Raw genomic sequence first — 21881 nt, forward strand, 5'->3', positions numbered from 1 at the left:
AATTTAAGCAGCCGCTCTTGTGAAAAAACGCACACACGCTTGCTGTCTGTGTACGGCAAGTCTAAAAGGGGCGTTTTGTATCGCCGGGGCGAAATGTACCGAATAGTTGTTACATGGTATGAGAACAGGTCTAACCTGTCGGGTTGATTTGTTTTTACATTACTATGTTTGCAGTGGTTTTTATTTGTATAATTCCCATGATAACAGTGTGTTGAGAGTTATTTTGTCTATTCGGTCAAGACTGTATTTTCTGCTGAGTCTGGCACACCACTTGCTCAATGGGGTCCAAGTGTCCGCACTGCCTGCGGAGCTGAAACCAGTTGAAACCCAGAGTTGTGAAATATGCAGACCGAAACCAAGAAGACATACGACAAGCTTTCCCGGAAGATCGCACTTACCGTGATCACGGTATCACTTGCGCCATTGATTCTTGTGGGCGGTCTTATTTTCGATCAGTTCCGGTCCATCTACCGGGCCAAGGTTTATGCCCATCTTGCCGAGGTGGTGGATAAGCATAAAGATAATGTAAATAATTTCCTGAATGAAAAGCTGGCTGAAGTGCAATACCTCAGCCGGGTGTTTACCTACGAAGAACTGAGCGATTCCCGGAATCTGGAACAGGCGCTGAAAGGAATGCAGCAACAATACGGGCGTATCTTTGTTGACCTCGGGATAATCAACGAAAACGGCACCCAGGTTGCCTATGCCGGACCGTTCAACCTGCTGGGCGCTGATTACTCCAAAGCAGACTGGTACCTTAATTCCCGGACCAAAAGTACCAATATCAGTGACGTCTTCATGGGATTGCGCCAGTCACCCCACTTTATCATCACGGTTAACAGCAGCAGGGCGGGTAAGCCGTGGACTCTGCGTGCCACAATTGATTTTCTCGCTTTTACAAATCTGGTTGAGAATATCCATATAGGTGAAACCGGATATGCCTACATCCTGAATAAGAGCGGCGTGTATCAGACCAGACCGCAATCCAACCTCAACCGAGAACTGGTGCTGACTCCTTATGAGAATATTCAGGACCCTGTATATGAGGACGGAGTCTCTATCCAGCTTTCAGGGGGCAGTGACGGAGAAAAGTATGTGGCAGTCTCCTCCCTGCTCAAGAGTGGAGATTGGAAACTGGTTTACCAGCAGAACATGTCAGACGCCTTTTCTTCCATGATCCGCAGCGAGTTCATTACTCTGGCTATTTTTCTTACCGGCGGATTGGCGATTATTGTCATGGCCCTTTATCTCTCCCGAAAGCTGGTCACCCATATTGAATTTATCGATTCCGAGAACGAAATGATGAACCGCCAGATGGTGGAGACCGGAAAGCTGGCCTCCATAGGTGAGTTGGCCGCGGGTATTGCCCATGAAATCAACAATCCGGTGGCGATTATGATTGAAGAGGCCGGATGGGTCTGCGATCTGCTGGAAGATGAGGGCAGGGAAATGTCCTCCTATGCTGAAATTTCCCGTGCTCTTGAGCAGGTGCGCACACAGGGAGGACGCTGCAAGGACATCACTCATAAGCTGCTCAGCTTTGCCCGCAAGACCGATTCAAGGGTTGTAGATGTGTTTTTGCCTGACCTCATTGAAGAAGTGGTGGGAATTTCAATGCAGCAGGCCCGCTATGCCCAGATCAACCTTTCCCTTGATCTTGACCGGGAAATGGGACCGGTGCGGGCTTCTATTTCTGAATTGCAGCAGGTTTTCATGAACCTTTTCAATAACGCCGTTCAGGCCATGGAGGCTAAGGGCGGGACGCTGAGCGTCGCCTGCCGGGCTGAAGGCGGTCAAGCATATGTTTCCGTGGCGGATACAGGTCCCGGAATACCTGCAGCCAATTTAAGCAGGATTTTCGATCCCTTTTTCACCACCAAGCCGGTGGGCAAGGGAAGCGGACTGGGGCTTTCCATCTGCTTTGGATTGATCCACCGGATGGGTGGGGAGATTGATGTTGAAAGTGGAGTGGGGCAGGGAGCGCGGTTCAATATCCGGCTGCCTTTACCCTCAGCAGGTACCGAATATGAAGTCGAAAAGGAGGATTAAACCATGATGGATGCAACCATTCTGTTCGTGGACGACGAGGCTGGATTTGTCGATGCAATGTCCAAGAGACTTGCCAGAAGAAATATGACCATCCACAAGGCTTATGACGGAGAGCAGGCCCTGAAGAGCCTTGCGGAAAATCACGGTATCGAAGTGGTCATTCTGGATATGAAAATGCCGGGCAAGAACGGTCTTGAAGTGTTGCGTGATATCAAGCGTGATTTCCCCATTGTCGAGGTCATCATGCTCACCGGTCACGCCACTGTGGAATCGGCAATTGAAGGCATGCAGAATGGTGCATTCGACTATCTTATGAAGCCCTGCAATATCGATGATCTTGCCGAAAAACTTCGTAAGGCTGTGGAACTGTACCGTTCCCATGCGGATGAAGAAGTTAAGGCCCGCATCGATGACATTACCCATCGTATGGCCTGATCGTACGGGGAAAACCGTATCCGAGGGTTTGAGAATGATCAGCAGCGATAAACAGATAAGACTTCTCATAGTCGACGATGAAGTCGGCTTTGCCGAAGTTTTACGCAAGCGCCTTGAGCGGCGGGGAATTCTGGTTGAAACCGCTTACAGAGGTGAAGATGCGGTCAGGGTGCTGCGTGAAAAGCATTTTGACGTGGTTCTGCTTGATCTCAAACTCGAGGGAATGGATGGAATAGAGATTTTAAAGGTGTTCAAAATGCTGGACCCGAATCTGCCGGTGCTGATGCTCACCGGGCACGGTTGTGAAAAAGCCGCCGCTGAAAGTATCAGGCTGGGGGTTGCGGATTATCTTTCCAAGCCGGTCGAGTTCAGTCTGCTGCTGGAAAAGGTGCAGCAGGCGTCCAGCCGGAAGGAGGTGCCCCGTGGAAAGGGTGAGAGTTCTTCTGGTTGATGATGAAGTTGATTTTTCCCGTGTTTTTGCCCGTAGGCTGGAAAGACGGGGACTGACTGTAAGCACTGCTGCCGGGGCTGACGAGGCCGTAGATGTCTTGAAGGAGTTACCGGTGAACGCAGTGGTGCTGGATATAAAAATGCCCGGCAGGGACGGGATTCAACTGCTTGGAGAAATTAAGAGACAGTATCCTCAAATTGCGGTCGTGATGCTCACGGCCCATGCTGAAGCGGACATAGTCGTTTCCAGTCTGGCCATGGGGGCTTGTGATTACCTCCTGAAACCTGCTGATGTGGATGAAATTGTCTGCAAAATCAAGGATGCCGTCTTAAGACACAACAACCAATGACAATGTGAGGATAACCATGGGTTTTTTCAATCAATGGGGTAAGTTTATGATGGCTGGGGCCGGTTATATGGCCCGCTGGGAAATAGACAACGCCAAGGCGATTATGGGCAGCAGCAAGCTGCGTATGCTCCTTGGGCTGATGCTTATTCCCGTTATTCTGGGCGGTATTGCGTTCGCTGATGATATTGCCCCGATCCTTCCGGATCTGCTGGGTGGCAAGAAATCATATAGCCCGGCCTTTTACAGTTTCGGAATTTTTATGGTCTCCATAGCCATCGGTATCGGTGCCGGACTGATTACCGGCTGTATCGGTGCGGGGGGAGGCTTTATCATCGCTCCTGCTTTGATGAGTGCCGGGATCAAGGGGATTCTGGCTGTCGGTACCGACCTTTTCCATATTTTCGCCAAGGCGATTATGGGCAGTGTCATCCACCGCAAGATGGGTAACGTCTCCGTACCTCTGGCAGTAGTATTTCTTATCGGGGCAATTCTAGGTGCCACAGCAGGCGGAATAATCAACCGCGTTCTCTATGAGATCAACCCGGTTCTTTCGGACGCATTTATCACAACCGTGTACTCCCTCATGCTCGGCTTTCTCGGAAGTTATGCCATGATGGATTTCCTGAAGGCACGTAAGGCCGGCAAGGGCGGCAGTGCTCACGGTGGCGGTGAAGGTAGCGATCTGGGAGCTCTCTCCAAGTCTCTGCAGGGAATAAATTTTCCGCCCATGGTTAAATTCGACCATGATCTAGTACCCGGCGGTCGCCAGATTTCATGGGTATTCCTCGTACTTTCCGGTGCGCTGGTAGGTCTTGCGGCCGGTATTATGGGCGTTGGCGGCGGATTCCTGACCTTTCCCATTTTCGTATACGTACTCGGCGTTTCTTCCATGACCACCGTTGGAACCGATATTTTTCAGATTGTATTCACTGCCGGATTCGCTTCCATCAGTCAGTATGCGATTTACGGTTTTATCTTCTACACACTGGCTATGGGCATGCTGCTGGGTTCCCTGCTGGGTATCCAGATAGGCGCGCTGGTAACCAAGGTGGTTCCGGGTATCACCATCCGCGGTTTCTACGCCATGGCGGTTCTGGCCGGTTTTGTAAACCGTATTTTTGCCCTGCCCGGTAAACTCGGTGAAATGGGCTACATCCCCATCTCGCCCTCCATGGGCCGTATTCTGGACTCCATCGGCATCTGGGCGTTTTTTGTGGTCATCGGCGGATTCTCCGTCTGGGTCATCGGAACCTTCATTGTAAACATCAAGAATCTTAAGGTTGAGGAGGCACGTTAAAATGATCGTCAACAAGAAAGAATTCACCGGCGGTTTTGCTCTGCTCGCTCTCTTCTTCATAGTGCTGGTTGTCATGTTTCAGCCGATATTCAACGGCAAGAATGCCATGGCTTATCTTGACGCCATGTACAACTCCATATCCAAGGGATCGGTGAATTATATTTCCGATCTGCGTGAAAATGTGAAAACCGTTGAAGGAAAGAAAGTGAGCCTGAAGCTTACTTACTCCACTGCCGTGCAGGCTGAGCAGTCCGAAAAGCTGTTCAAATCTGCCGGAGTTCAGGCTGCCGTTAATGGCAAGGAACTGGGCATTAACGGGTCCATCTCAACCATTCTGGAATCATGCCTTGGTGATGCTGATCTTATGTATCATAACAAGGGGGATGAAGTTTCAGGAAAGTATGACATGGAACCGCGCCGGGCGATCTTTAACTGGTGGACCAGTCTGGGCCTCATGGAAAAAGCACTGAATGATCAGAGTGAGTTCAAGCTCGCCAAGGTTTCTGCTTCAGTCATGAAGAAGGGGGTGGAAACCGCATACAACTACTACGAAATTGTACCGCTGAATATCATGGATGAATTATGGTTGGTCATCTTTTCGCTGATATTCTATGTAGTCTATACCTTGTGGTACGGCTTTGCCATCCTCTTTGTTTTCGAGGGATGGGGCTTAAATCTCGGCCATTGATGCATTGCCCCAAGCGTTAACAGGCCTGCACGGCCCGGCTACCTCCAGTGCCGGGCCGTGTTTCTGATAATAAAAGATATCCGCGGCTGCCATTACTGCGGAAAGAGTTTACTCGAATCTGATTTCCCCCTATCCTTTAAGATGAGGGTATTACAATGAATCTTCAGGAATATTACGACACCATAATGCAGCTCAGCCACGGAATAGTGGTAACTTTGGATTTGAACGGGGAAATCATCCACGGCAACACCCGTCTGGAAAATATTACCGGTTATTCCATGAAGGAACTGGCCGGAAAAGACTGGTTTGAAACATTTATAGCCAGAGATGAGCGGGAAGACGCCAGAAGGGAAGTCTTCAGGAAAGCTAAGGAAAATAAAATTTCAAAAATATCGGGGGATATCCGGACCAGAGGCGGAAGTAAGGTCTATATTGACTGGAATATCAAGCAATTAACTGATTCAAGGTCCAATATAGTCAGTATTCTTTGCGTAGGTCAGGATGTAACCGGGCACATGCTGCGTCAGGAAGGGTTGCTTTACGAACGTTTTACTCTCATTGAACGCAACAAGGAATTGAACTGCCTTTTTGAGATATCCAAGCTGGGTGGAGATCTGGACCTGAACCTGAAAGAAACAATGGACCGTATAGTCCAGTTGATGCCTTCCGGTTTTCAGAATCCGGAAAAGACACATGTCAGATTGCGAATCGGCAATCTCAGCTGGGAAACTCCGGGATATCGGAAGACGGAGAATTTTCTTGTGGAGGCGGTGGATGCTCATCGTGATATTCGGGGAACCATAACCGTGGCGGTCGAGGCCCCTGAGAATTATGGCAGGCCTGTTTTTATTGACGATGAGAAAGACCTGCTCATGACTGTGGCCCAGCAGATAGCCATTATTGTAGCTAAAAAGGAGATCAAATCTGCAAAGATTGAGCTTGAACAGCAGCTTAGGCAAGCTGATCGGCTGGCTAAGATCGGGCAGTTTTCCGCAGGGGTTGCCCACGAAATAAACGAGCCGTTATCCAATATTCTCGGGTATGCCCAACTTGCATTGCAGACACCTGAGCTTCAGGATCAGGTCCGCATGGATTTGAGCAGTATTGTGGATTCCTCATTACATGCGCGGGAAATAATTAAAAAATTGATGTTTTTCAGCAGGCAGTTACCTCCTCAGCTTATCCCCACCAACATCAATGAAACTATTACCGAGGCCTTGCGTATTACCGAGACTGCGGCGAAGAGGAATGATATCGTTGTGAAATGTGATTTTGCAGCGGATCTTCCGTCGGTTCCGGCTGATCCGCAGCATATTAAGCAGGTGATAGTAAACCTTGCCGCCAATGCCATTCAGGCAATGAGCGGGGGCGGGACGCTGGAAATAAGAACGCTTAGCGATAAAAATGATGCATACATCATAGTTGAGGATAATGGACCGGGAATACCCGAAGCCGAGCTTAAACAGATTTTCAATCCTTTCTTTACCACCAAGGATGTGGATAAAGGGACCGGATTGGGACTTTCCGTTGTGTTGGGTATAGTTAAGGCCCATAAGGGCGTTATTCAGGTGCGGAGCGAACCGGGCAAGGGAACATGTTTTGAAATAGCACTTCCCTGCCAGCAGAATAATATAACGGATGACTGATGACTGGAAAGATAAAAATTCTGGCAGTTGATGATAGCAAAAGCACTCTTGAGGTGCTGAAGAGAAATCTTGAATCCAGCGGTTATGAGGTGTTTACCTCCCTGCGGGTTGATGAAGCCCTGCCGCTGCTGGAGGAATATGATATTGATATTGTCATAACCGATTTCAAGATGCCTCAGGCTAACGGGTTGGATCTGATCCGCCACGTACGCGAGAATCATCGTGATGTAGAAATCATGATGATTACCGGATATCCGTCCATTTCCGGAGCAGTGGAGGCCATCAAGGACGGGGCCGGGGAGTATCTGCCCAAGCCCTTCACCGCTGAGGAACTGCTTTCTGCCATGGACCGCATTATGGAGCGGGTCAGGCGGCGTAAAGCTGTTCAGCCCGCGGAGGTTTCCAAAGAAAACTACGGCATTTACGGAAAGTCTCCACTGATGCAGCTGGTTTTCAGGAGGATAGCCAAGGCTGCGGGCACAAATGCCAACGTGCTTATATCCGGTGAATCGGGAACAGGTAAGGAGTTGGTGGCAAGGGCCGTACATTATCACAGCGACCGCAGGGCCGCCCCTTTTGTTCCTGTAAACTGCGCGGCCATCCCTGATTCTCTGGTGGAAAGCGAGCTTTTCGGTCACGTTAAGGGGGCTTTTACCGGTGCCAAGGAAGCTCGGATCGGTTTTTTTGAAATAGCCAACGGCGGAACGATTTTTCTCGATGAAATAGGTGATGCCAGCCCGAATATGCAGGCCAAGCTGTTGCGTATTCTGCAATCCAAGGAATTCTGCAAGGTCGGATCGAGTACCGTTAATACCGTGGATACCCGCATACTGGCTGCTACCCACAAAGACCTTAAGCTGCTGGTGGATGAAGGTTCCTTTCGTGAGGACCTGTATTACCGGCTCAATGTTGTGGACATTCCGGTCCCATCTCTTGCCGAGCGCGGCGACGATATTCTGATCATGATCAGCAGTTTTCTGGAGCGTTTTGCCACGGCGATGCAACGATCGGTGCCGGGGATGACCGATGAGGCTTTGCAGGCCATGCGTAATTATGCATGGCCCGGAAATGTGCGTGAACTGGAAAATCTCGTCCAGCGTTTGGTGGTCATTGTCGATCACGATCCAATCGAAATTACCGACCTGCCTGCCAATATGCGATTCAGCCTCCCCGTGGACGGACGTGTGGACCGTTCTCTTGCAGACGTAGAAAAAGAGCATATCAAAAACGTGTTGGCCATGACCAATAACAACAAGACCCGAGCCGCAGAAATTCTCGGCATCAACCGCAAGACCTTGCGTGAGAAGCTGAAGAGGATGGAGGAAGGGCAGGGGTGATCAAGCGGAGATAAAAAGAATCCTTGTTGCCAGCAAAATATAAACATGCGAGCATTTGTTGGTCTTCACTACGTGTCTCTGCTTTAGTAAAATGATTTAAGACTTACTTGATTTTAGTTATGAGCCGTGTGTTTTTTTGATTACTATGTAAATACATGCGTTGAAAATCTTCTTTTTTAAAATTAATACACTATTAATATTTCTTAATGTGGTCCGGTCCTATAGTTGCTGCACTCCCGGTCAGACAGAGGAACAGGCAATAATTGCCTCTTTGTAAAAATGATCAGGAGGACAAAAATGAGTGTTTCCGGTATAGGCGATTCGTCGGTCAGTAGTCTGTTTTCAAGTCAGATGAGCCAGATGAAGCGTCCTGAGGATTATGATTCCTCGGATGACTTTGTAAGTTCCATTATTGGAGATCAGGACAGCGACGGTGACGGTCAGCTGAGTTCATCCGAAGCTGGTTCCCTGAGTGATATTTTCTCTGAAATTGATTCTGATGGTGATGGTTACCTCTCGCAGGAGGAAATGGTTGCCGATCTGGAAAGCAGACAGCAGGAAAAAGCTATGATGGGCAATATGTCTGTTATGATGCAGAGCAGTGAAGCCGGAATCGGCTGCGGTGAAAGTTCGGAAAGTTCTTCCAGCGAAGAGTCCGAAGAAGAGTATGATGAATACGATTACAATCAGGACGGCGTAGTAACCCTTGATGAATTGCAGAAAGCTTTCGCCAACGGAGACACCTCGCTTGCAGGCATAGTCGGTGATAATTCTGATCCCAGCGGGCAGGACTCTGAAGAAAGCGGCCAATCAGGTCAATCTATTCTGCAACGGATGGCCATGAGAGCTTACGAGCAGCAGGAAGCAACAACCTCTGCCAGCGAGTTGCTCGGGGCCAGCGCATAAGTTTCAGCATCATGATTACGGCTGTGAAAGGATTCACGGCCCGGCGTATTAATTCAAAGCAAGGAAATATGTCGTGAACATGGATGTAGAAAAAGGCTTACCATAAGTCTGGTAAGCCTTTTCCATTTGTTAAAGAGCCATTTCTAATATTTCCAATAGTTCTTTTTCAGTCAGCTCAAGAGGATTGCCTTTCATGCTGCTGGATCGTGCGGCTTTGGCGGACAGAGATTTGAAATCTTTTTTCTGTACTCCGATTTCGCCTAGTCCGGGGATTTTCATCTCAGCACAGGTATTTTTCACCCACTGGATTCCGTCCGTAATTTGGGCGTCATTGTTTCCGGTCAGGATTTTTGCGGTTTCAGCATAAGCAGCAAGGGCCGGGTTGCCGGGATCGCGTTCCTTAAGCGCACGGACATTTATCTCCATGACAGATGGCAGCAGTGCAGCGCAGACCGCGCCATGCGGGGCCTTGAATTCCCCTCCAAGGGGAGCTGCGAATCCATGTACCGCGCCGAGCTTTGCATTGGCGAGGGTTATGCCGGAAAAGAGGCTGGCCAGTGCCATTCCTGTTCGGGCTTCAATGTCTTCTCCGTCATTGTATGCCTTCAAAATATTTTTTGCCCCGTGTTTTAAACCTTCGCGGCAGAGCGCATCAGTCATGGGCGAACCGGAGCGGGAAACAAAGGATTCCATGAGCTGGGTCAATGCGTCCAGTCCGGTTGCCGCAGTTACAGACGGGGGAGCGGAAAGGGTCAGCAGTGGATCGACTATGGCGATATCCGGGATCATCTCCGTAGAGCGCAGGCTGACTTTGACTTTGTGTTCTATACTGAGCAGCACTGCGTTTGAAGTCACTTCCGAACCTGTTCCCGACGTAGTCGGTACGGCAATGAGCGGCAGTGGTTTTTCGGAAAGCGGCATGCCTTTGCCTACCACTTCAAGATAGTCCAGCACATCCCGTTTGTTAGGGATAAGTGCGGCAATGGCCTTGCCCGCATCCAGAACGCTTCCTCCGCCAACGGCTATAACAACGTTGCAATTTTTGGCACGGGCTTCGGCTACGAGTGCGGTAATCCTATCCGTGTCCGGTTCACCGGGTATAGAAACCGTATGCAGTTGTATGTTTTTTTTGTGTAGATCATCGATGAGCCACTGGATTCTTTGCGGAGATTTACCGGTAACAATGCAGGCTCTGCTGCCCATTTTTATTGTGTGTTCAGGAATGGTTCGTGCAGTGTCCGGGCCGAAGACAATTCTGGGTGCTGTGGAAAATTGAAAATTCATGGGGGCAGGTTAACACCGCACTCCCTGGTCCGGCAATTTATATTGGCGATTAAGAAAGATTAAGTATGTAAGTCATGGTGAGTTTCTTTTTGTCCTCTCCGGCTGGGATCTATGGAAGAAGGATGCTGCATAGCCTCTGTCTGGTCCATTTCTTCCAATAAATCTTTTTGACACAATCTTGTAATTAAAACGGACTCTTGTCGTAATCCAATTGTCAAAAAAATCGAGCATAAATTCCCTGTCTCAGGGGAGGCCCAATTACGTTTACAAGGAGTTATATTATGGAAAGACGCGAATTTTTGAAAATGGGTATTATTGCCGGGGCCGCTGTTGCCGCCTCCGGCATGTCTGTTCTGGCTGAAGCTTCTTATACTGAATTTACACTCTCAGAATGCAGAAAACTGACTCCGCAGCAGATGGCTGAAAATTCCGGTGCGGTAATGGAGTCATGGAAGTATATTCAGGCGCAGGCCGCCGGTATTAAAAATCCAGGATTGCGTAAAGCAGTGCAGGATATCATAGCCAATCCTGCGCCAAGGCTTATGAACGCTGTGAGCGGGCGCAAGAAGGAAGTGTACAAGGAACTTGAAAAGAATGGCTGGCTCGAGGGTGTATCCTATGACACTTTTCTGCCGGAGAACGGTTCCGCCAAACAAGCCAACCAGCCTTTCTACGCCGCTCCCGGAAGCGGCTATAGCAGTCATCACTGTTACCCCGGCGGCCTTGCCACCCATACTGCCCTGAATGTTGAAATGTCTCTGGCCCTCTACGACAACTATAAGAAAATTTACGGTTTCGATCTTGATCGTGATGTTGTGGTTGCCGCCCAGATTTTGCATGACCTGCATAAGCCTTGGGTTTTCCAATGGCAGAAAGACGGCTCCAGCCGCAATGAGAACAAGCTTGCAGGTACCGGCGAACACCACGTCCTCGGCGTGGCGGAATCAATTGTGCGCGGTCTTCCTGCCGAAGTGTGTGTAGCACAGGCCTGCGCCCATAATCATCCCGGTTTTTCCAAAGATGAAGAGGGTCCGGTTCGCTGGCTAAAGGCCGCATCCATCATTGCTGACGTTGATCCGGTTAAGTACGGACTGCTTGCTGCAGACGGCAAGACTCTGCCTCTGCAGCGCAGCATGGAAGCTTTTGTTACCCATCTCGGCGACCATGACTGGATTCTGACCGTTCCTGCTGCAAAATGGCTCATTCCGGCTATGGAAGAGATTGCCATGCAGGATTACGGTATGAGCAAGGCAGATCTCAAGTCTGCAAAGTTTTATGCCTTCCGCAATGCCGTGTTCAGTCAGGCTACTATTATGGCTCTCTATCACCTGATGCAGAAGGATGGTAAGGAAGCTCTGCGCAAGCAGGTCCATGCCATTGTGAAAGCTTAGCTTAAACTGGTCTGATTTCTAAATGAAAAAGGCGGTTGTCGATGATCGACAACCGCCTTTTTCCGTGACATAAAAATTAACTTATTTTTCCATGTATTCGTGCAGGGCCTTGCATAGCTGGTCGGCACAGGAAGTGGATTTCTTGCCGCAGGTAATTCCTTCAAGAGTTTCGATTATCTTGGGAAGTTCCATTCCTTGCACAAGCGCGGAGACAGCCTTGAGGTTGCCGTCGCAACCGCCGGTGAAGTTGACATAGGTAAGTTTGTCGCCTTCCACTTTAAAGCGGATTAATTTCGCACAGACGCCTTTAGGGGTGAAAACATGGGTGTCCGCGGGTGCTTCAACTCCGCCGAGGGAATTGAGCATGGTCGGTTGAAGTGAGATGTTTTCCATTTCGTCCTCTGTATTTGATTAAAGTCATATCCGCCGCAGGATGAAGCGGGCAATATTGAATTAATTGTAGTCAAAGTTTTTTCACCATGAAAATGCTGGTCAGGTCAAGGGACTTTTAAGCCCGTTTTAGGCTTGCTCTTTGACTTTTGCGGCTTATTATGGAATTTTCAATATTTGCTGTTTGGCAAAAGAAGAAAATTAATTCAAACGTAATCAACAAGGAAGGGTGGAATGCTGAAAACAATTGGCGACGGTGTGCAGAGTTCTTTTCCCGCAGCCTTTCATCGTTATCCTGCACGGCTTCAAGTGGAAGTTACCACCCGTTGCAATATGAACTGCTCCATGTGCGTGAAGTATGCTCCGGGGAGCGATATTTGCGAAACGGATTTAAGCCTTGATGATTTCAAAAAGCTCGATCAGGCTTTGAGACATTGCGAAAAACTGGTCTTAAACGGTATCGGCGAACCGTTGCTGCATCCTGATTTGGCGGCGATGGCTGCTTTTGCCCGTGAGTGCATGCCTGAGCATGGTTCTATCGGTTTCCAGACTAACGGCTTACTTTTCACGGAGGAGAGGGCAAGTGAATTGGTCGAAGCCGGGGTGGATACTTTCTGTATTTCGGTTGATTCTTTGGATGCATCAGCCACGGAAGGGGAACTGCACGGACAGGTAAGTACAGATCGGCTGGCCCGTACTTTTTCGTTTTTAAATGCTGCCGGAAAAAAGAGTGAAAGAAAAGTCCGGTTAGGCGCTGAATTTGTCCTTATGGCTGATACATATAAACAATTGCCTGATGTTATCCATTGGGCTGCAGAGCAGGGTGCAGAATTTATTCTTTGTTCACATGTGTTGGCCTATCATGAATCCATGCAGGAACAATCTCTGTTTAATCCGAATACTCCAAAAGCAGTTGCCCTGTTTAAAAAATGGAAGGATATAGCCCGTGAGCAGGGACAGGATTTGCAGAATTACTTCGGTTTTGTCTGGAATCCGGGGCGGAGCATGAAGAGGGAAAAACTTTTTGAGCTGATTCGAGAAATGCGTGCAGAGGCTGAAAAAAGCAATATATGGATAAACCTGCGCAGCCTTGCGGATTGGGATCAACGCAGTAATACAGAAGAGTATCAGCAACTACTGGAAGTTTATGCCCGTTCAAAGAATCTGGCGCGGAAGTTGGGAGTTGATCTGCGTCTGCCTCCACTCATGGCGGAAAATGAATTGAGTTGTTCATTTATAGAAGAGGGTGCGGCATTTATCACCTCTGCCGGGGATGTAGCGCCCTGCCAGTTTCTCTGGCACAGCTGCACCTGTTATCTGGACGGCAGCGAAAAACTGCTCCGCAGTAAAAAGTTCGGTAATATTGCTGATGGTGATATCAGTCACATATGGTGCTCAAAGGCATATTCAGGTTTCCGTGCCGAAGTTCTGGAATATGAATATCCGTACTGCTCAAATTGTCCCATGGTTCCCTGTGACGATATAGTCGGGCGTAGTAACGAGTTCGAGTGCGACTGCCTCGGAGTTGAGGTCCCTTGCGGGCATTGCCCATGGGCTATGGGGGGATTGCAATGTTTGATGTGATCTCAGGCTTGTAGATAAAGCATTTTCTTCAACGCTTATAAAAAGGCTGGAACAACACGTATGTTTATGTACGCATTGTTCCAGCCTTTTTATTGTCAGCAACAGTCTGCCTGCTCAAAAAGGTAAGCTGGCCCGCCTGTATTTATTCTTCGTCTTCGGAATTTTTTTCTGTGACGTAGAGATCTACTTCTTTGCTTTTCATCAGGTCGCAGAAGACCTGTGGAGGTCTCCTGTCGGTGAAGATTGCATCGATTTCTCCAAGGTCGGCTATGCGGACCATGGCGTTGCGGTTAAACTTGGTGTGGTCGGTAACCAGAAAGATGTTGCGGGCGTTGTTGATTATTTCACGGGCCACGCGCACTTCATGATAGTCGTAGTCGAGCAGGGTTCCGTCCTCATCAATACCGGACACACCTATAATTCCGTAATCCACCTTGAACTGCTTGATGAATTCCACAGTGGCTTCCCCGGTGATTCCCTTATCGCGCTGGCGAACCATGCCGCCGGCTACGATCACTTCGCAGTCGTTGTTGCTCATGGTCTGAGCTACATTGAGGTTGTTGGTTATAATCCGCAGAGACTTGTGGTTGGCGAGAGCTTTGGCAACTTCTTCGGTGGTCGTTCCGATATTTATGAACATGGAAGCATGTTCGGGAATATGCTTGGCGACCATTTCTGCAATAAGCCGCTTTTCCTGATGCAGGATATTCCGGCGAGCGCTGTAGTCAACATTTTCTACGCTGGAAGCTCTGCCTGCTCCACCATGAAAACGTTGTAGTAGGTTGTTTTTACAGAGTTTGTTTATGTCTCTTCGAATGGTCTGGGGGGTAACTTCAAAATGCTGTGCAAGGGATTCAATTGGTGTGAAACCTCTTTCATTAACAATATTAAAGATTTCCCGTTGTCTTTTTGATAATGACTCGAGGTTGAATTTCATGCCTTTGTTTTTTCTTTTTTGTTTTTCAGTCAAAATGACCGTCTCCTTACTTTCACCACCGAACAAATTTGCTTATATAAAGAGAGGCTTCGGTACTTTTAGGTTGTTTTTATGTCCAAATGTATTCGTTTCATGTAAAATGAAAATTATTACATCTCATCTCAATCCTGTAGCAGTACTCGCACTCACAAGCAAGGCAAAGACGTTATTTTTTATGCGGTTGTTTTTTATAGAAGCTTGTCTTTTTCATTTTTGAAAGGATCAGAGGCGATAATTAATGTTTTTGGAACGTTAATATGTTACTTTTTGTGTTCGGATGGTGTCTTTATTTCGCTGATCTAAAATCTATTTTCATGCGTAAGGTTCAGTTTTTATTTTCTTTTTAGGCTAAGTTCTTGCAAAATGAAAATAAATTCTTGTCATATTGTTTTCAATATGTCACATTTTGTTCAAAAGCGAAACGAAAAGAGGTGGCTTACGAAATTATCAGCGTTTTGCTTTGAAATATGGTGCGTGGGATGAATCCGGGCTCGGCGGTAAGTTCTTACAAGGATGCGGGTTCATATGTTTATTACAATTTTTATCCACCGTTCGCGGTCGGTTTACAGAGTGGGTGTTGCATGAAACGGTCAGATTTTATCCAGCAGATGGAAGACAGCTCAAAGGTCTGGGATTTCATTATAATAGGTGGTGGTGCTACCGGTCTCGGATCCGGTCTTGACGCTGCTGCCCGTGGTTATTCCGTGCTCCTCCTTGAGCAGGGAGACTTTGCCGAGGCTACTTCCAGTCGCAGTACCAAAATGGTTCACGGCGGGGTCAGGTATCTCGCACAGGGTAATATTTCACTGGTTATGGAAGCGCTGTACGAGCGTGGTATTCTTAAGCAGAACGCTCCGCACATGTGTTACAACCAGAAATTTATCGTTCCTGACTATAAATGGTTCGGAATTCCCTACTACGGTATCGGTCTGAAGTGCTACGACATGCTGGCTAGAAAATACAGTTTCGGTCCTTCTCAGATTTATTCCAAGAAATCTGTAATGAAGGAAGTTCCAGGTGTACTCACCAGGAAGCTTAAAGGCGGCGTGACCTACCATGACGGCCAGTTTGACGATGCCCGTCTTGCTCTTACTCTCGCCCGCACCATGGCTGACATGGGCGGTTGCCCCATGAACCACACCAAAGTTACCGACCTCGTGAAGAGTTCCACCGGATATGTCTGCGGAGTCAAAGCGGAAGACAAGCTCTCCGGAAAATCTTATGAGCTGAAAGCAAAAGCCGTTATCAATGCAACCGGTATTTTTACCGATGACATCATGAATATGGATAACGGCGATCATAAGAAACTCATCGCACCCAGTCAGGGTATCCACATTGTTATTGACCGTGATTTTCTTGGCGGTGATACCGGCATCATGGTTCCCAAGACTGATGACGGTCGCGTAATTTTCTTCGTGCCCTGGCACGGCAAGGTTGTTGTCGGTACTACTGACACCGCGCTTGATTCCGTATGCATGGAACCCAAGCCCCTTGAAGAGGAAATCAACTTCCTCGTTGAGCATTCTGCAAGGTATCTTGCCAAGGCACCCACCCGTGCGGATGTCCGCAGTGTGTTCACTGGAATCCGTCCTCTGATCGCAGCAGGTGATTCCGAATCCACCTCCGCACTTTCCAGAGACCATTACCTGACCGTCTCCCCCAATAAGCTGCTGACCATTGCCGGCGGGAAGTGGACTACTTACAGGCACATGGCTGAAGACTGCATCGACAATGCTATTCAGATGGGCGGGCTTCCTTTCCGTCCCTGCGTGACCAAGAATGTCAAGCTGCATGGTTATACCGAAGATTTTGACCACAACGATCACATGCATGTTTACGGTAGTGAAGCTGCAGAAATCAAAGCTTTGGCATCCGAATACCCCGAGCTTGATACCCGCATGCACGAAAGACTGCCTTACTCATGGCTCGAAGTTGTCTGGGCTGCACGTAACGAATGGGCTCAGACTGTTTCCGATGCTCTTTCCCGCAGGACCAGAGCATTGATTATTGATGCCAAGGCTGCCAATGAGGTTGCTCCCAAAGCTGCTGAAATCATGGCTAAAGAGCTCGGCCAAGACGACGCATGGATTAAAGAGCAGACTGAACAGTTCCAGAAGCTGGCTAAAAATTATATTGTAGATTAATACATAATAGATTGTAATTTCTCCGGATCGGGTGTTGATGTATCCCTACTGCATTAATACCCGTACCGGACTATTACTTTATACATTTCGCACTGGTTTCAGTGTACTATATTCTCCAAAGAACGATGGAGGGCTTCCCTACCTCCATCACCACTTCCCTTTGCCGTCGGTCGCCTGGGCCGACGGCTTTCTTTTGTTTCGTTTCAGCATAAAAAAATAGTGTGTACGTGTTTGAAATTGAGTCTATTCCATTTCAATTTAATTGCATGGATGTTCATTTGGTATGCATGGGAGTAGCTAAAAGACTCTTTGTGTTTACTTCATTGTTTCATTTTCGTTTAAGGTAAAGGGCTTTCAACAGTTGCTGAGCTCCACAAAACCCGTGCTGCTGGCGGAGATGTGCGTGTTGGAAGAGAAAAAAGATTTTAAAAACGTATGTTGCAACTGTTTAATATCAAACTCTTTTTACTAAAACGAAAACTTAAAGTGATAATTTCTTTTCGATTTTGAACATTATGGGGTTGATTTTTTATTTGTTACAAAATAGTGTTAGCCCATAGGAAATGGAAAAGCGTTAGAGTTAATCGAGCGCGAGGTGGTATTCGTTTCCGAAAAGAAACGAATTTGTGTTTTAACTGCTTTAAGAGATGTGGGAGTGATTATGAGTCCTTTCTTAGGCGAAGTAATTGGTACTTTGATTCTTACCCTTTTCGGTTGCGGCGTAGTTGCCAACGTCCTTCTTGAAAAATCCAAAGGTCAGAACGGTGGGTGGATTGTTATCACCATGGGTTGGGGTTTTGCTGTTGCTTTTGCAGTATATGTTGCCGGTAAATATTCCGGTGCACACATCAACCCTGCTGTTACCATCGGCCTTGCTGCCGGCGGCTATTTTCCCTGGGCACAGGTTCCCCTCTACATTGCCGGACAGATGCTCGGTGCATTCCTTGGTGCAGTGCTTTGTTACTTCACCTACAAATGCCACTGGGAACCCACTGACGATGCAGGCCTGAAGCTGGCTGTATTCGCCACCGGACCTGCTATTCCCTGCACTGCAGAAAACTTTCTTTGCGAATTTATCGGCACCTTCTTCCTGGTTTTTATTCTTCTCGGAATCGGTGCCAACGAATTCACTCAGGGTCTTAACCCCCTGATCGTCGGTTTCTTCATTATGGCCATCGGCCTTTCCCTTGGTGGTCCCACCGGCTACGCTATCAACCCTGCTCGTGACCTCGGTCCCCGTATTGCCCACGCTATCCTTCCCATTCCGGGTAAAGGCAGCAGTGACTGGGGATATTCCTGGATTCCTGTTGTAGCACCTATCTGCGGTGGTGTTGCAGGTGCTTTGGTATACAAAGCCATTGTCAGCTAATTGTCACGATTGATGGATAGAAACTAAATGATAATACAGGGCGAAGTTAGGCTTCGTCCTGATTACAAAGGGGAAATTTAGAATGGAAAAAAAATACGTACTTTCAATTGATCAGGGTACCACCAGCTCTCGCGCAATCATTTTCGACAAAGCTGGCAAGATCGTAAAAGTTACTCAGAAAGAATTCACCCAGATTTTTCCTAATCCGGGCTGGGTTGAGCATGACGCTATGGAAATCTGGTCTTCTGTCCAGTCCGTAGTTGCTGAAGCCCTTAGTGATGTTCCTGCCGCTGAAATCGCAGCCATCGGTATCACCAACCAGCGTGAAACCACTGTTGTTTGGGACAAGAACACCGGTAAACCCGTTTATAACGCAATCGTATGGCAGTCCCGCCAGACCATGGACATCTGCAACGAACTTAAAGAAAAAGGTCTTGATCCTATTGTTCGTGAAAAGACCGGTCTGCTTATTGATGCATATTTCTCCGGCACCAAAGTAAAATGGATTCTCGATAACGTTGAAGGTGCACGCGCAAAAGCAGAAGCAGGCGACCTCCTCTTCGGTACCATTGACACTTGGCTGGTCTGGAAGCTTACCGGCGGTGCAGTTCACGTAACTGATTACACCAACGCTTCCCGTACTCTCATGTACAACATCCATGAGCTCAAGTGGGACGAAGAAATCCTTGAAGCTCTTACCGTTCCCGCTTCCATGCTTCCCGAAGTCAAGCCTTCTTCCGAAGTATACGGCAATACCCACAAAGATAAGTTCCAGGGTATGGAAATCCCCATCTCCGGTATGGCCGGTGACCAGCAGGCAGCACTGTTCGGTCAGGCTTGCTTTGAAGAAGGTATGGCTAAGAACACCTACGGTACCGGTTGCTTCATGCTCATGAACACCGGTGAAAAAGCAGTTCCCTCCAAGAACGGCCTGCTGACCACCATCGCATGGGGTGTTGACGGTAAAGTCGAATACGCTCTTGAAGGTTCCATCTTCGTAGCAGGTTCCGCTATCCAGTGGCTGCGCGACGGTATGAGAATGTTCCGTGACGCTAAAGACTCCGAACTTTACGCAACCCGCGTACAGGGCACCGACGGCGTATACATGGTTCCCGCATTTGTCGGCCTCGGCGCTCCCTACTGGAACTCCGAAGTTCGCGGCGCAGTATTCGGTCTGACCCGCGGTACCACCAAGGAACATTTTGTCCGTGCTACCCTTGAGTCCCTTTGCTACCAGACCAAGGACGTTCTTTCCGCAATGGAAGCTGACTCCGGAATCAGCCTCGCAAAACTCCGTGTTGACGGCGGTGCAGTTGCCAACGACCTGATGCTCCAGATTCAGTCCGACCTCCTCGGTGTTCCCGTTGAGCGTCCTCTGTGCATTGAAACCACTGCTCTCGGCGCTGCTTACCTTGCAGGTCTGGCTGTTGGTTTCTGGGCAGACAAGAACGACATCAAAAAGAACTTCGGCATCGACCGTGAGTTCGATCCCAAAATGGAAGAAGCAGAATCCGCAAAGCTGTACGAAGGCTGGCAGAAAGCTGTTGAAGCAACCATGGCTTTCAAATAGCAGAACATACGCAGCTTAACCGCTGTATCTCACTGTATATAAGAAGGGCACCGCTTGCGGTGCCCTTCTGTTTTTTTGAGGATGGTATTTATGGAAGTGGAAGCTCGATGGTGAAGCGGGTCCATTCGCCTGGAACAGAATCAACTTTCATGGCTCCGCCATGCTGGTCGGTGATAATGAAGTAGGAGACTGAAAGTCCAAGGCCGGTTCCCCTGCCGACTCCCTTGGTGGTGAAAAAGGGATCAAATATCCTGCTCTTGGGGCTGACGATTATGCCCGGTCCGTTGTCTTCAATTTCAATAACTGCCATATCTTTATCCTTTTGTATGCGACAGATAAATTCCGGCTCTCCCTGTTCGTATTCTTTTTCGTTCATGGCTTCAGCTCCGTTTTTCAGAAGGTTAAGGAAAACCTGCTGAATTTCATTGCCGTCGCAATATACAGGAGGGAGTTCTTCTGCGTATTGGCGGACTATTTTAATTTGTCTGAAATCATATTGTTTCTTCAGGTTATAATCATTTGCCGCCAGTTCAATTGTGCTATCCAGAAGCTCATCCATACGGTAGTATGCGTTTTCTTTCTCGCTCTTGCGACTGAAGTTGAGCATGTTGGAAACTATTTTTGCTGCTCGTTTTCCGGACTCTATAATACCCTCTATCATTTTCCGGATATCCCTTTTCTGCATATATTCCTGCAGCTGTTCAAATGTAATACCGCATTCTTCCGCTGCAGATTTGTTTGCTTTCATGTCACTTAAAAGGCGTTTATGTATGTTTTGCGCATGACCGAGAATCCCGGCCAGCGGGTTATTTATTTCATGAGCCATACCTGCGGCTAATCCACCCACGGACATCATTTTTTCAGACTGGATCATCATCTGTTCAAGGTAAATTCGTTCAGTGACGTCATCGATACGAATAACTGCGCCTTGAACTCCGTTAGCGATAAGCGGATAAATGGTAATATCGTCGTAGCGGGTTAGCCCCCCGTCAATTCTCGTCTGTATTGAGTCTGTTTCAATGACCTTGTTTCTCATGGCTTGAAGTATTTTTTCCAGTTCATCCTGCATTATGGGTAATGCCTCAGTGAGCGGACTACCTACTACGTCCTGATACCTCTGGTTGCTGAATTTTTCTGCCTCCATATTCCAGTGGGTCACTTTCCCATTCGGGTCAACACCTACTAGTATCGATGGCATGGAGTTGATAATGTTGGCCAGATAGTTTTTTGTTTTTGCAAGCTCCTGTTCGGTCCGACTGCGGTCTCGTTCATATTTGGCGAGGAAGTAGAAGCCGACGACTATGAAAAGTATTCCGGTAAACCAGATTATTGTGAAGGAGGTTGTGGTTTCGTCAATAAATGTGAGCATAGCCTGCTGGTATTTTGCCATGGGGACAGTCACGCTTATTCCACCCCTGAGGTCTCCTTCCTTATAGCCTTGCGAAGCATGGCATTTGAGGCAGATTTTTTGCGTTTTCATCGGACGCATGAAGTGGAGGATCGGTTTCCCGTTTTCAGTTGAAATTTGGTAATAGTCTACCGGGTTGGTCCTGAATGATTTCAGGGCTTCTGCCTCCCATGCAGCAGGTGCGTTTTCCGGGCGTATGGGGGTCAGGCTGGTAATATGACCGTGCAGTCCTGCTTCCTTATTCATCAATCCGTAGACCATGCGCATCATGTATGCAGGGTTTATCATGGTCAGCTTTTTACCTTCTACTGTGGTCAAATCACGGAAAGGGACATTAAGATATTCATTAGGAGGGAGCTTGGGTGAAATTTCTGCATACAGACCTCCCAGACCTGCTACCCAACGGCGGTATGTCAGGTCTTTTTCAAAGGCTACTTCCGCTTCTTTCTGTGCTGTTTTGTATATGTTGTCTTTTTCAGTTTGAATTATGCTGGAGTAAAAATAATATATAGTTGCGCTCCAGATCACGGCCAGAATAAGGCCGAAAAGTGATAGTTTATGGTAGTGTTTCAATGTATTTCTCCAAAGCTGGAGGTGAATATTAAGT

The 21881-nt window shown here is 48.0% G+C and carries 18 protein-coding genes; 14 read left to right on the plus strand and 4 right to left on the minus strand.

All coding sequences use genetic code 11. The annotated features are described in order from the left end of the window. Positions 1-342 precede the first annotated feature (342 nt). From ACKU41_RS14735 to ACKU41_RS14775, 9 genes are all read left to right on the plus strand, one after another. Complete coding sequence (locus ACKU41_RS14735) at positions 343-2049, plus strand: ATP-binding protein (protein ID WP_321401855.1); 1707 nt, start codon at positions 343-345, stop codon at positions 2047-2049. Between the two features lie 3 nt (positions 2050-2052). Further along, positions 2053-2484: a response regulator gene (locus tag ACKU41_RS14740; protein WP_319778183.1), complete on the plus strand. Its 432-nt coding sequence runs from the start codon at positions 2053-2055 to the stop codon at positions 2482-2484. A gap of 34 nt (positions 2485-2518) precedes the next feature. After that, entirely contained in the window at positions 2519-2935 is a 417-nt protein-coding gene (locus ACKU41_RS14745; protein WP_321401857.1) for a response regulator, read from the plus strand. After that, complete coding sequence (locus tag ACKU41_RS14750; RefSeq protein ID WP_321401864.1) at positions 2907-3284, plus strand: response regulator; 378 nt, start codon at positions 2907-2909, stop codon at positions 3282-3284. Before ACKU41_RS14745 ends, ACKU41_RS14750 begins: the two co-directional genes overlap by 29 nt. 16 nt (positions 3285-3300) lie before the next feature. Further along, entirely contained in the window at positions 3301-4581 is a 1281-nt protein-coding gene (locus ACKU41_RS14755) for a sulfite exporter TauE/SafE family protein (protein ID WP_321401865.1), read from the plus strand. A gap of 1 nt (position 4582) precedes the next feature. Further along, positions 4583-5269, plus strand: a complete 687-nt coding sequence (locus tag ACKU41_RS14760) for a hypothetical protein (RefSeq protein WP_319778187.1) — start codon at positions 4583-4585, stop codon at positions 5267-5269. 155 nt (positions 5270-5424) lie between these two features. After that, positions 5425-6915 (plus strand): ATP-binding protein, encoded by a 1491-nt coding sequence (locus tag ACKU41_RS14765; RefSeq protein WP_321401868.1) that lies wholly within the window; start codon positions 5425-5427, stop codon positions 6913-6915. Then, positions 6915-8252, plus strand: coding sequence for a sigma-54 dependent transcriptional regulator (locus tag ACKU41_RS14770; protein ID WP_321401870.1), 1338 nt, complete (start codon positions 6915-6917; stop codon positions 8250-8252). The genes ACKU41_RS14765 and ACKU41_RS14770 overlap by 1 nt, the downstream gene beginning before the upstream one ends. A gap of 297 nt (positions 8253-8549) precedes the next feature. Continuing rightward, entirely contained in the window at positions 8550-9158 is a 609-nt protein-coding gene (locus ACKU41_RS14775; RefSeq protein WP_319778190.1) for an EF-hand domain-containing protein, read from the plus strand. Between the two features lie 129 nt (positions 9159-9287). Here the strand turns inward: ACKU41_RS14775 and ACKU41_RS14780 are convergent, their stop codons facing one another. Continuing rightward, on the minus strand, positions 9288-10442 hold the full coding sequence (locus tag ACKU41_RS14780) for an iron-containing alcohol dehydrogenase (RefSeq protein ID WP_321401873.1): 1155 nt from the start codon (positions 10440-10442) through the stop codon (positions 9288-9290). 281 nt (positions 10443-10723) lie between these two features. Between ACKU41_RS14780 and ACKU41_RS14785 the strand changes: the two genes are divergently transcribed. Beyond that, complete coding sequence (locus tag ACKU41_RS14785) at positions 10724-11833, plus strand: metal-dependent phosphohydrolase (RefSeq protein ID WP_321401875.1); 1110 nt, start codon at positions 10724-10726, stop codon at positions 11831-11833. Between the two features lie 81 nt (positions 11834-11914). Here ACKU41_RS14785 and ACKU41_RS14790 read toward each other — a convergent pair whose 3' ends face one another. Then, positions 11915-12226: a TIGR03905 family TSCPD domain-containing protein gene (locus tag ACKU41_RS14790; protein WP_319778194.1), complete on the minus strand. Its 312-nt coding sequence runs from the start codon at positions 12224-12226 to the stop codon at positions 11915-11917. A 231-nt stretch (positions 12227-12457) separates the two neighbouring features. Here ACKU41_RS14790 and ACKU41_RS14795 point away from each other — a divergent pair, with 231 nt between their 5' ends. Beyond that, positions 12458-13807: a radical SAM/SPASM family putative metalloenzyme maturase gene (locus ACKU41_RS14795; RefSeq protein WP_321401877.1), complete on the plus strand. Its 1350-nt coding sequence runs from the start codon at positions 12458-12460 to the stop codon at positions 13805-13807. 142 nt (positions 13808-13949) lie between these two features. Here ACKU41_RS14795 and ACKU41_RS14800 read toward each other — a convergent pair whose 3' ends face one another. Beyond that, on the minus strand, positions 13950-14744 hold the full coding sequence (locus ACKU41_RS14800) for a DeoR/GlpR family DNA-binding transcription regulator (RefSeq protein WP_394700673.1): 795 nt from the start codon (positions 14742-14744) through the stop codon (positions 13950-13952). A gap of 620 nt (positions 14745-15364) precedes the next feature. Here ACKU41_RS14800 and ACKU41_RS14805 point away from each other — a divergent pair. The 3 genes from ACKU41_RS14805 to glpK all read left to right on the plus strand — a co-directional run bounded on the left by ACKU41_RS14805 (position 15365) and on the right by glpK (position 19866). After that, entirely contained in the window at positions 15365-16927 is a 1563-nt protein-coding gene (locus tag ACKU41_RS14805) for a glycerol-3-phosphate dehydrogenase/oxidase (protein ID WP_321401880.1), read from the plus strand. A gap of 661 nt (positions 16928-17588) precedes the next feature. Next, positions 17589-18296 carry an MIP/aquaporin family protein gene (locus ACKU41_RS14810; RefSeq protein WP_319778198.1) on the plus strand — a complete coding sequence of 236 codons (708 nt, stop codon included), beginning with the start codon at positions 17589-17591 and terminating at the stop codon, positions 18294-18296. 82 nt (positions 18297-18378) lie between these two features. After that, positions 18379-19866: a glycerol kinase GlpK gene (gene glpK / locus ACKU41_RS14815; protein ID WP_321401881.1), complete on the plus strand. Its 1488-nt coding sequence runs from the start codon at positions 18379-18381 to the stop codon at positions 19864-19866. A gap of 88 nt (positions 19867-19954) precedes the next feature. Here glpK and ACKU41_RS14820 read toward each other — a convergent pair whose 3' ends face one another. Then, a complete protein-coding gene (locus tag ACKU41_RS14820; protein ID WP_321401883.1) occupies positions 19955-21847 on the minus strand; it encodes a DUF3365 domain-containing protein in 1893 nt (630 codons plus the stop codon). Positions 21848-21881: the final 34 nt, after the last annotated feature.

It is taken from the genome of Maridesulfovibrio sp., from assembly GCF_963678865.1.
Classification (GTDB): domain Bacteria; phylum Desulfobacterota; class Desulfovibrionia; order Desulfovibrionales; family Desulfovibrionaceae; genus Maridesulfovibrio.

Excerpts from the sequence above, each read along its gene's own strand:
- ACKU41_RS14810 (WP_319778198.1), top strand. The coding sequence starts at position 17,589 with ATGAGTCCTTTCTTAGGCGAAGTAATTGGTACTTTGATTCTTACCCTT.
- ACKU41_RS14800 (WP_394700673.1), bottom strand. The coding sequence starts at position 14,744 with ATGAAATTCAACCTCGAGTCATTATCAAAAAGACAACGGGAAATCTTT.
- ACKU41_RS14745 (WP_321401857.1), top strand. The coding sequence starts at position 2,519 with ATGATCAGCAGCGATAAACAGATAAGACTTCTCATAGTCGACGATGAA.
- ACKU41_RS14775 (WP_319778190.1), top strand. The coding sequence starts at position 8,550 with ATGAGTGTTTCCGGTATAGGCGATTCGTCGGTCAGTAGTCTGTTTTCA.
- glpK (WP_321401881.1), top strand. The coding sequence starts at position 18,379 with ATGGAAAAAAAATACGTACTTTCAATTGATCAGGGTACCACCAGCTCT.
- ACKU41_RS14805 (WP_321401880.1), top strand. The coding sequence starts at position 15,365 with ATGAAACGGTCAGATTTTATCCAGCAGATGGAAGACAGCTCAAAGGTC.
- ACKU41_RS14790 (WP_319778194.1), bottom strand. The coding sequence starts at position 12,226 with ATGGAAAACATCTCACTTCAACCGACCATGCTCAATTCCCTCGGCGGA.
- ACKU41_RS14735 (WP_321401855.1), top strand. The coding sequence starts at position 343 with ATGCAGACCGAAACCAAGAAGACATACGACAAGCTTTCCCGGAAGATC.
- ACKU41_RS14795 (WP_321401877.1), top strand. The coding sequence starts at position 12,458 with ATGCTGAAAACAATTGGCGACGGTGTGCAGAGTTCTTTTCCCGCAGCC.
- ACKU41_RS14760 (WP_319778187.1), top strand. The coding sequence starts at position 4,583 with ATGATCGTCAACAAGAAAGAATTCACCGGCGGTTTTGCTCTGCTCGCT.
- ACKU41_RS14770 (WP_321401870.1), top strand. The coding sequence starts at position 6,915 with ATGACTGGAAAGATAAAAATTCTGGCAGTTGATGATAGCAAAAGCACT.
- ACKU41_RS14740 (WP_319778183.1), top strand. The coding sequence starts at position 2,053 with ATGATGGATGCAACCATTCTGTTCGTGGACGACGAGGCTGGATTTGTC.
- ACKU41_RS14765 (WP_321401868.1), top strand. The coding sequence starts at position 5,425 with ATGAATCTTCAGGAATATTACGACACCATAATGCAGCTCAGCCACGGA.
- ACKU41_RS14785 (WP_321401875.1), top strand. The coding sequence starts at position 10,724 with ATGGAAAGACGCGAATTTTTGAAAATGGGTATTATTGCCGGGGCCGCT.
- ACKU41_RS14755 (WP_321401865.1), top strand. The coding sequence starts at position 3,301 with ATGGGTTTTTTCAATCAATGGGGTAAGTTTATGATGGCTGGGGCCGGT.
- ACKU41_RS14780 (WP_321401873.1), bottom strand. The coding sequence starts at position 10,442 with ATGAATTTTCAATTTTCCACAGCACCCAGAATTGTCTTCGGCCCGGAC.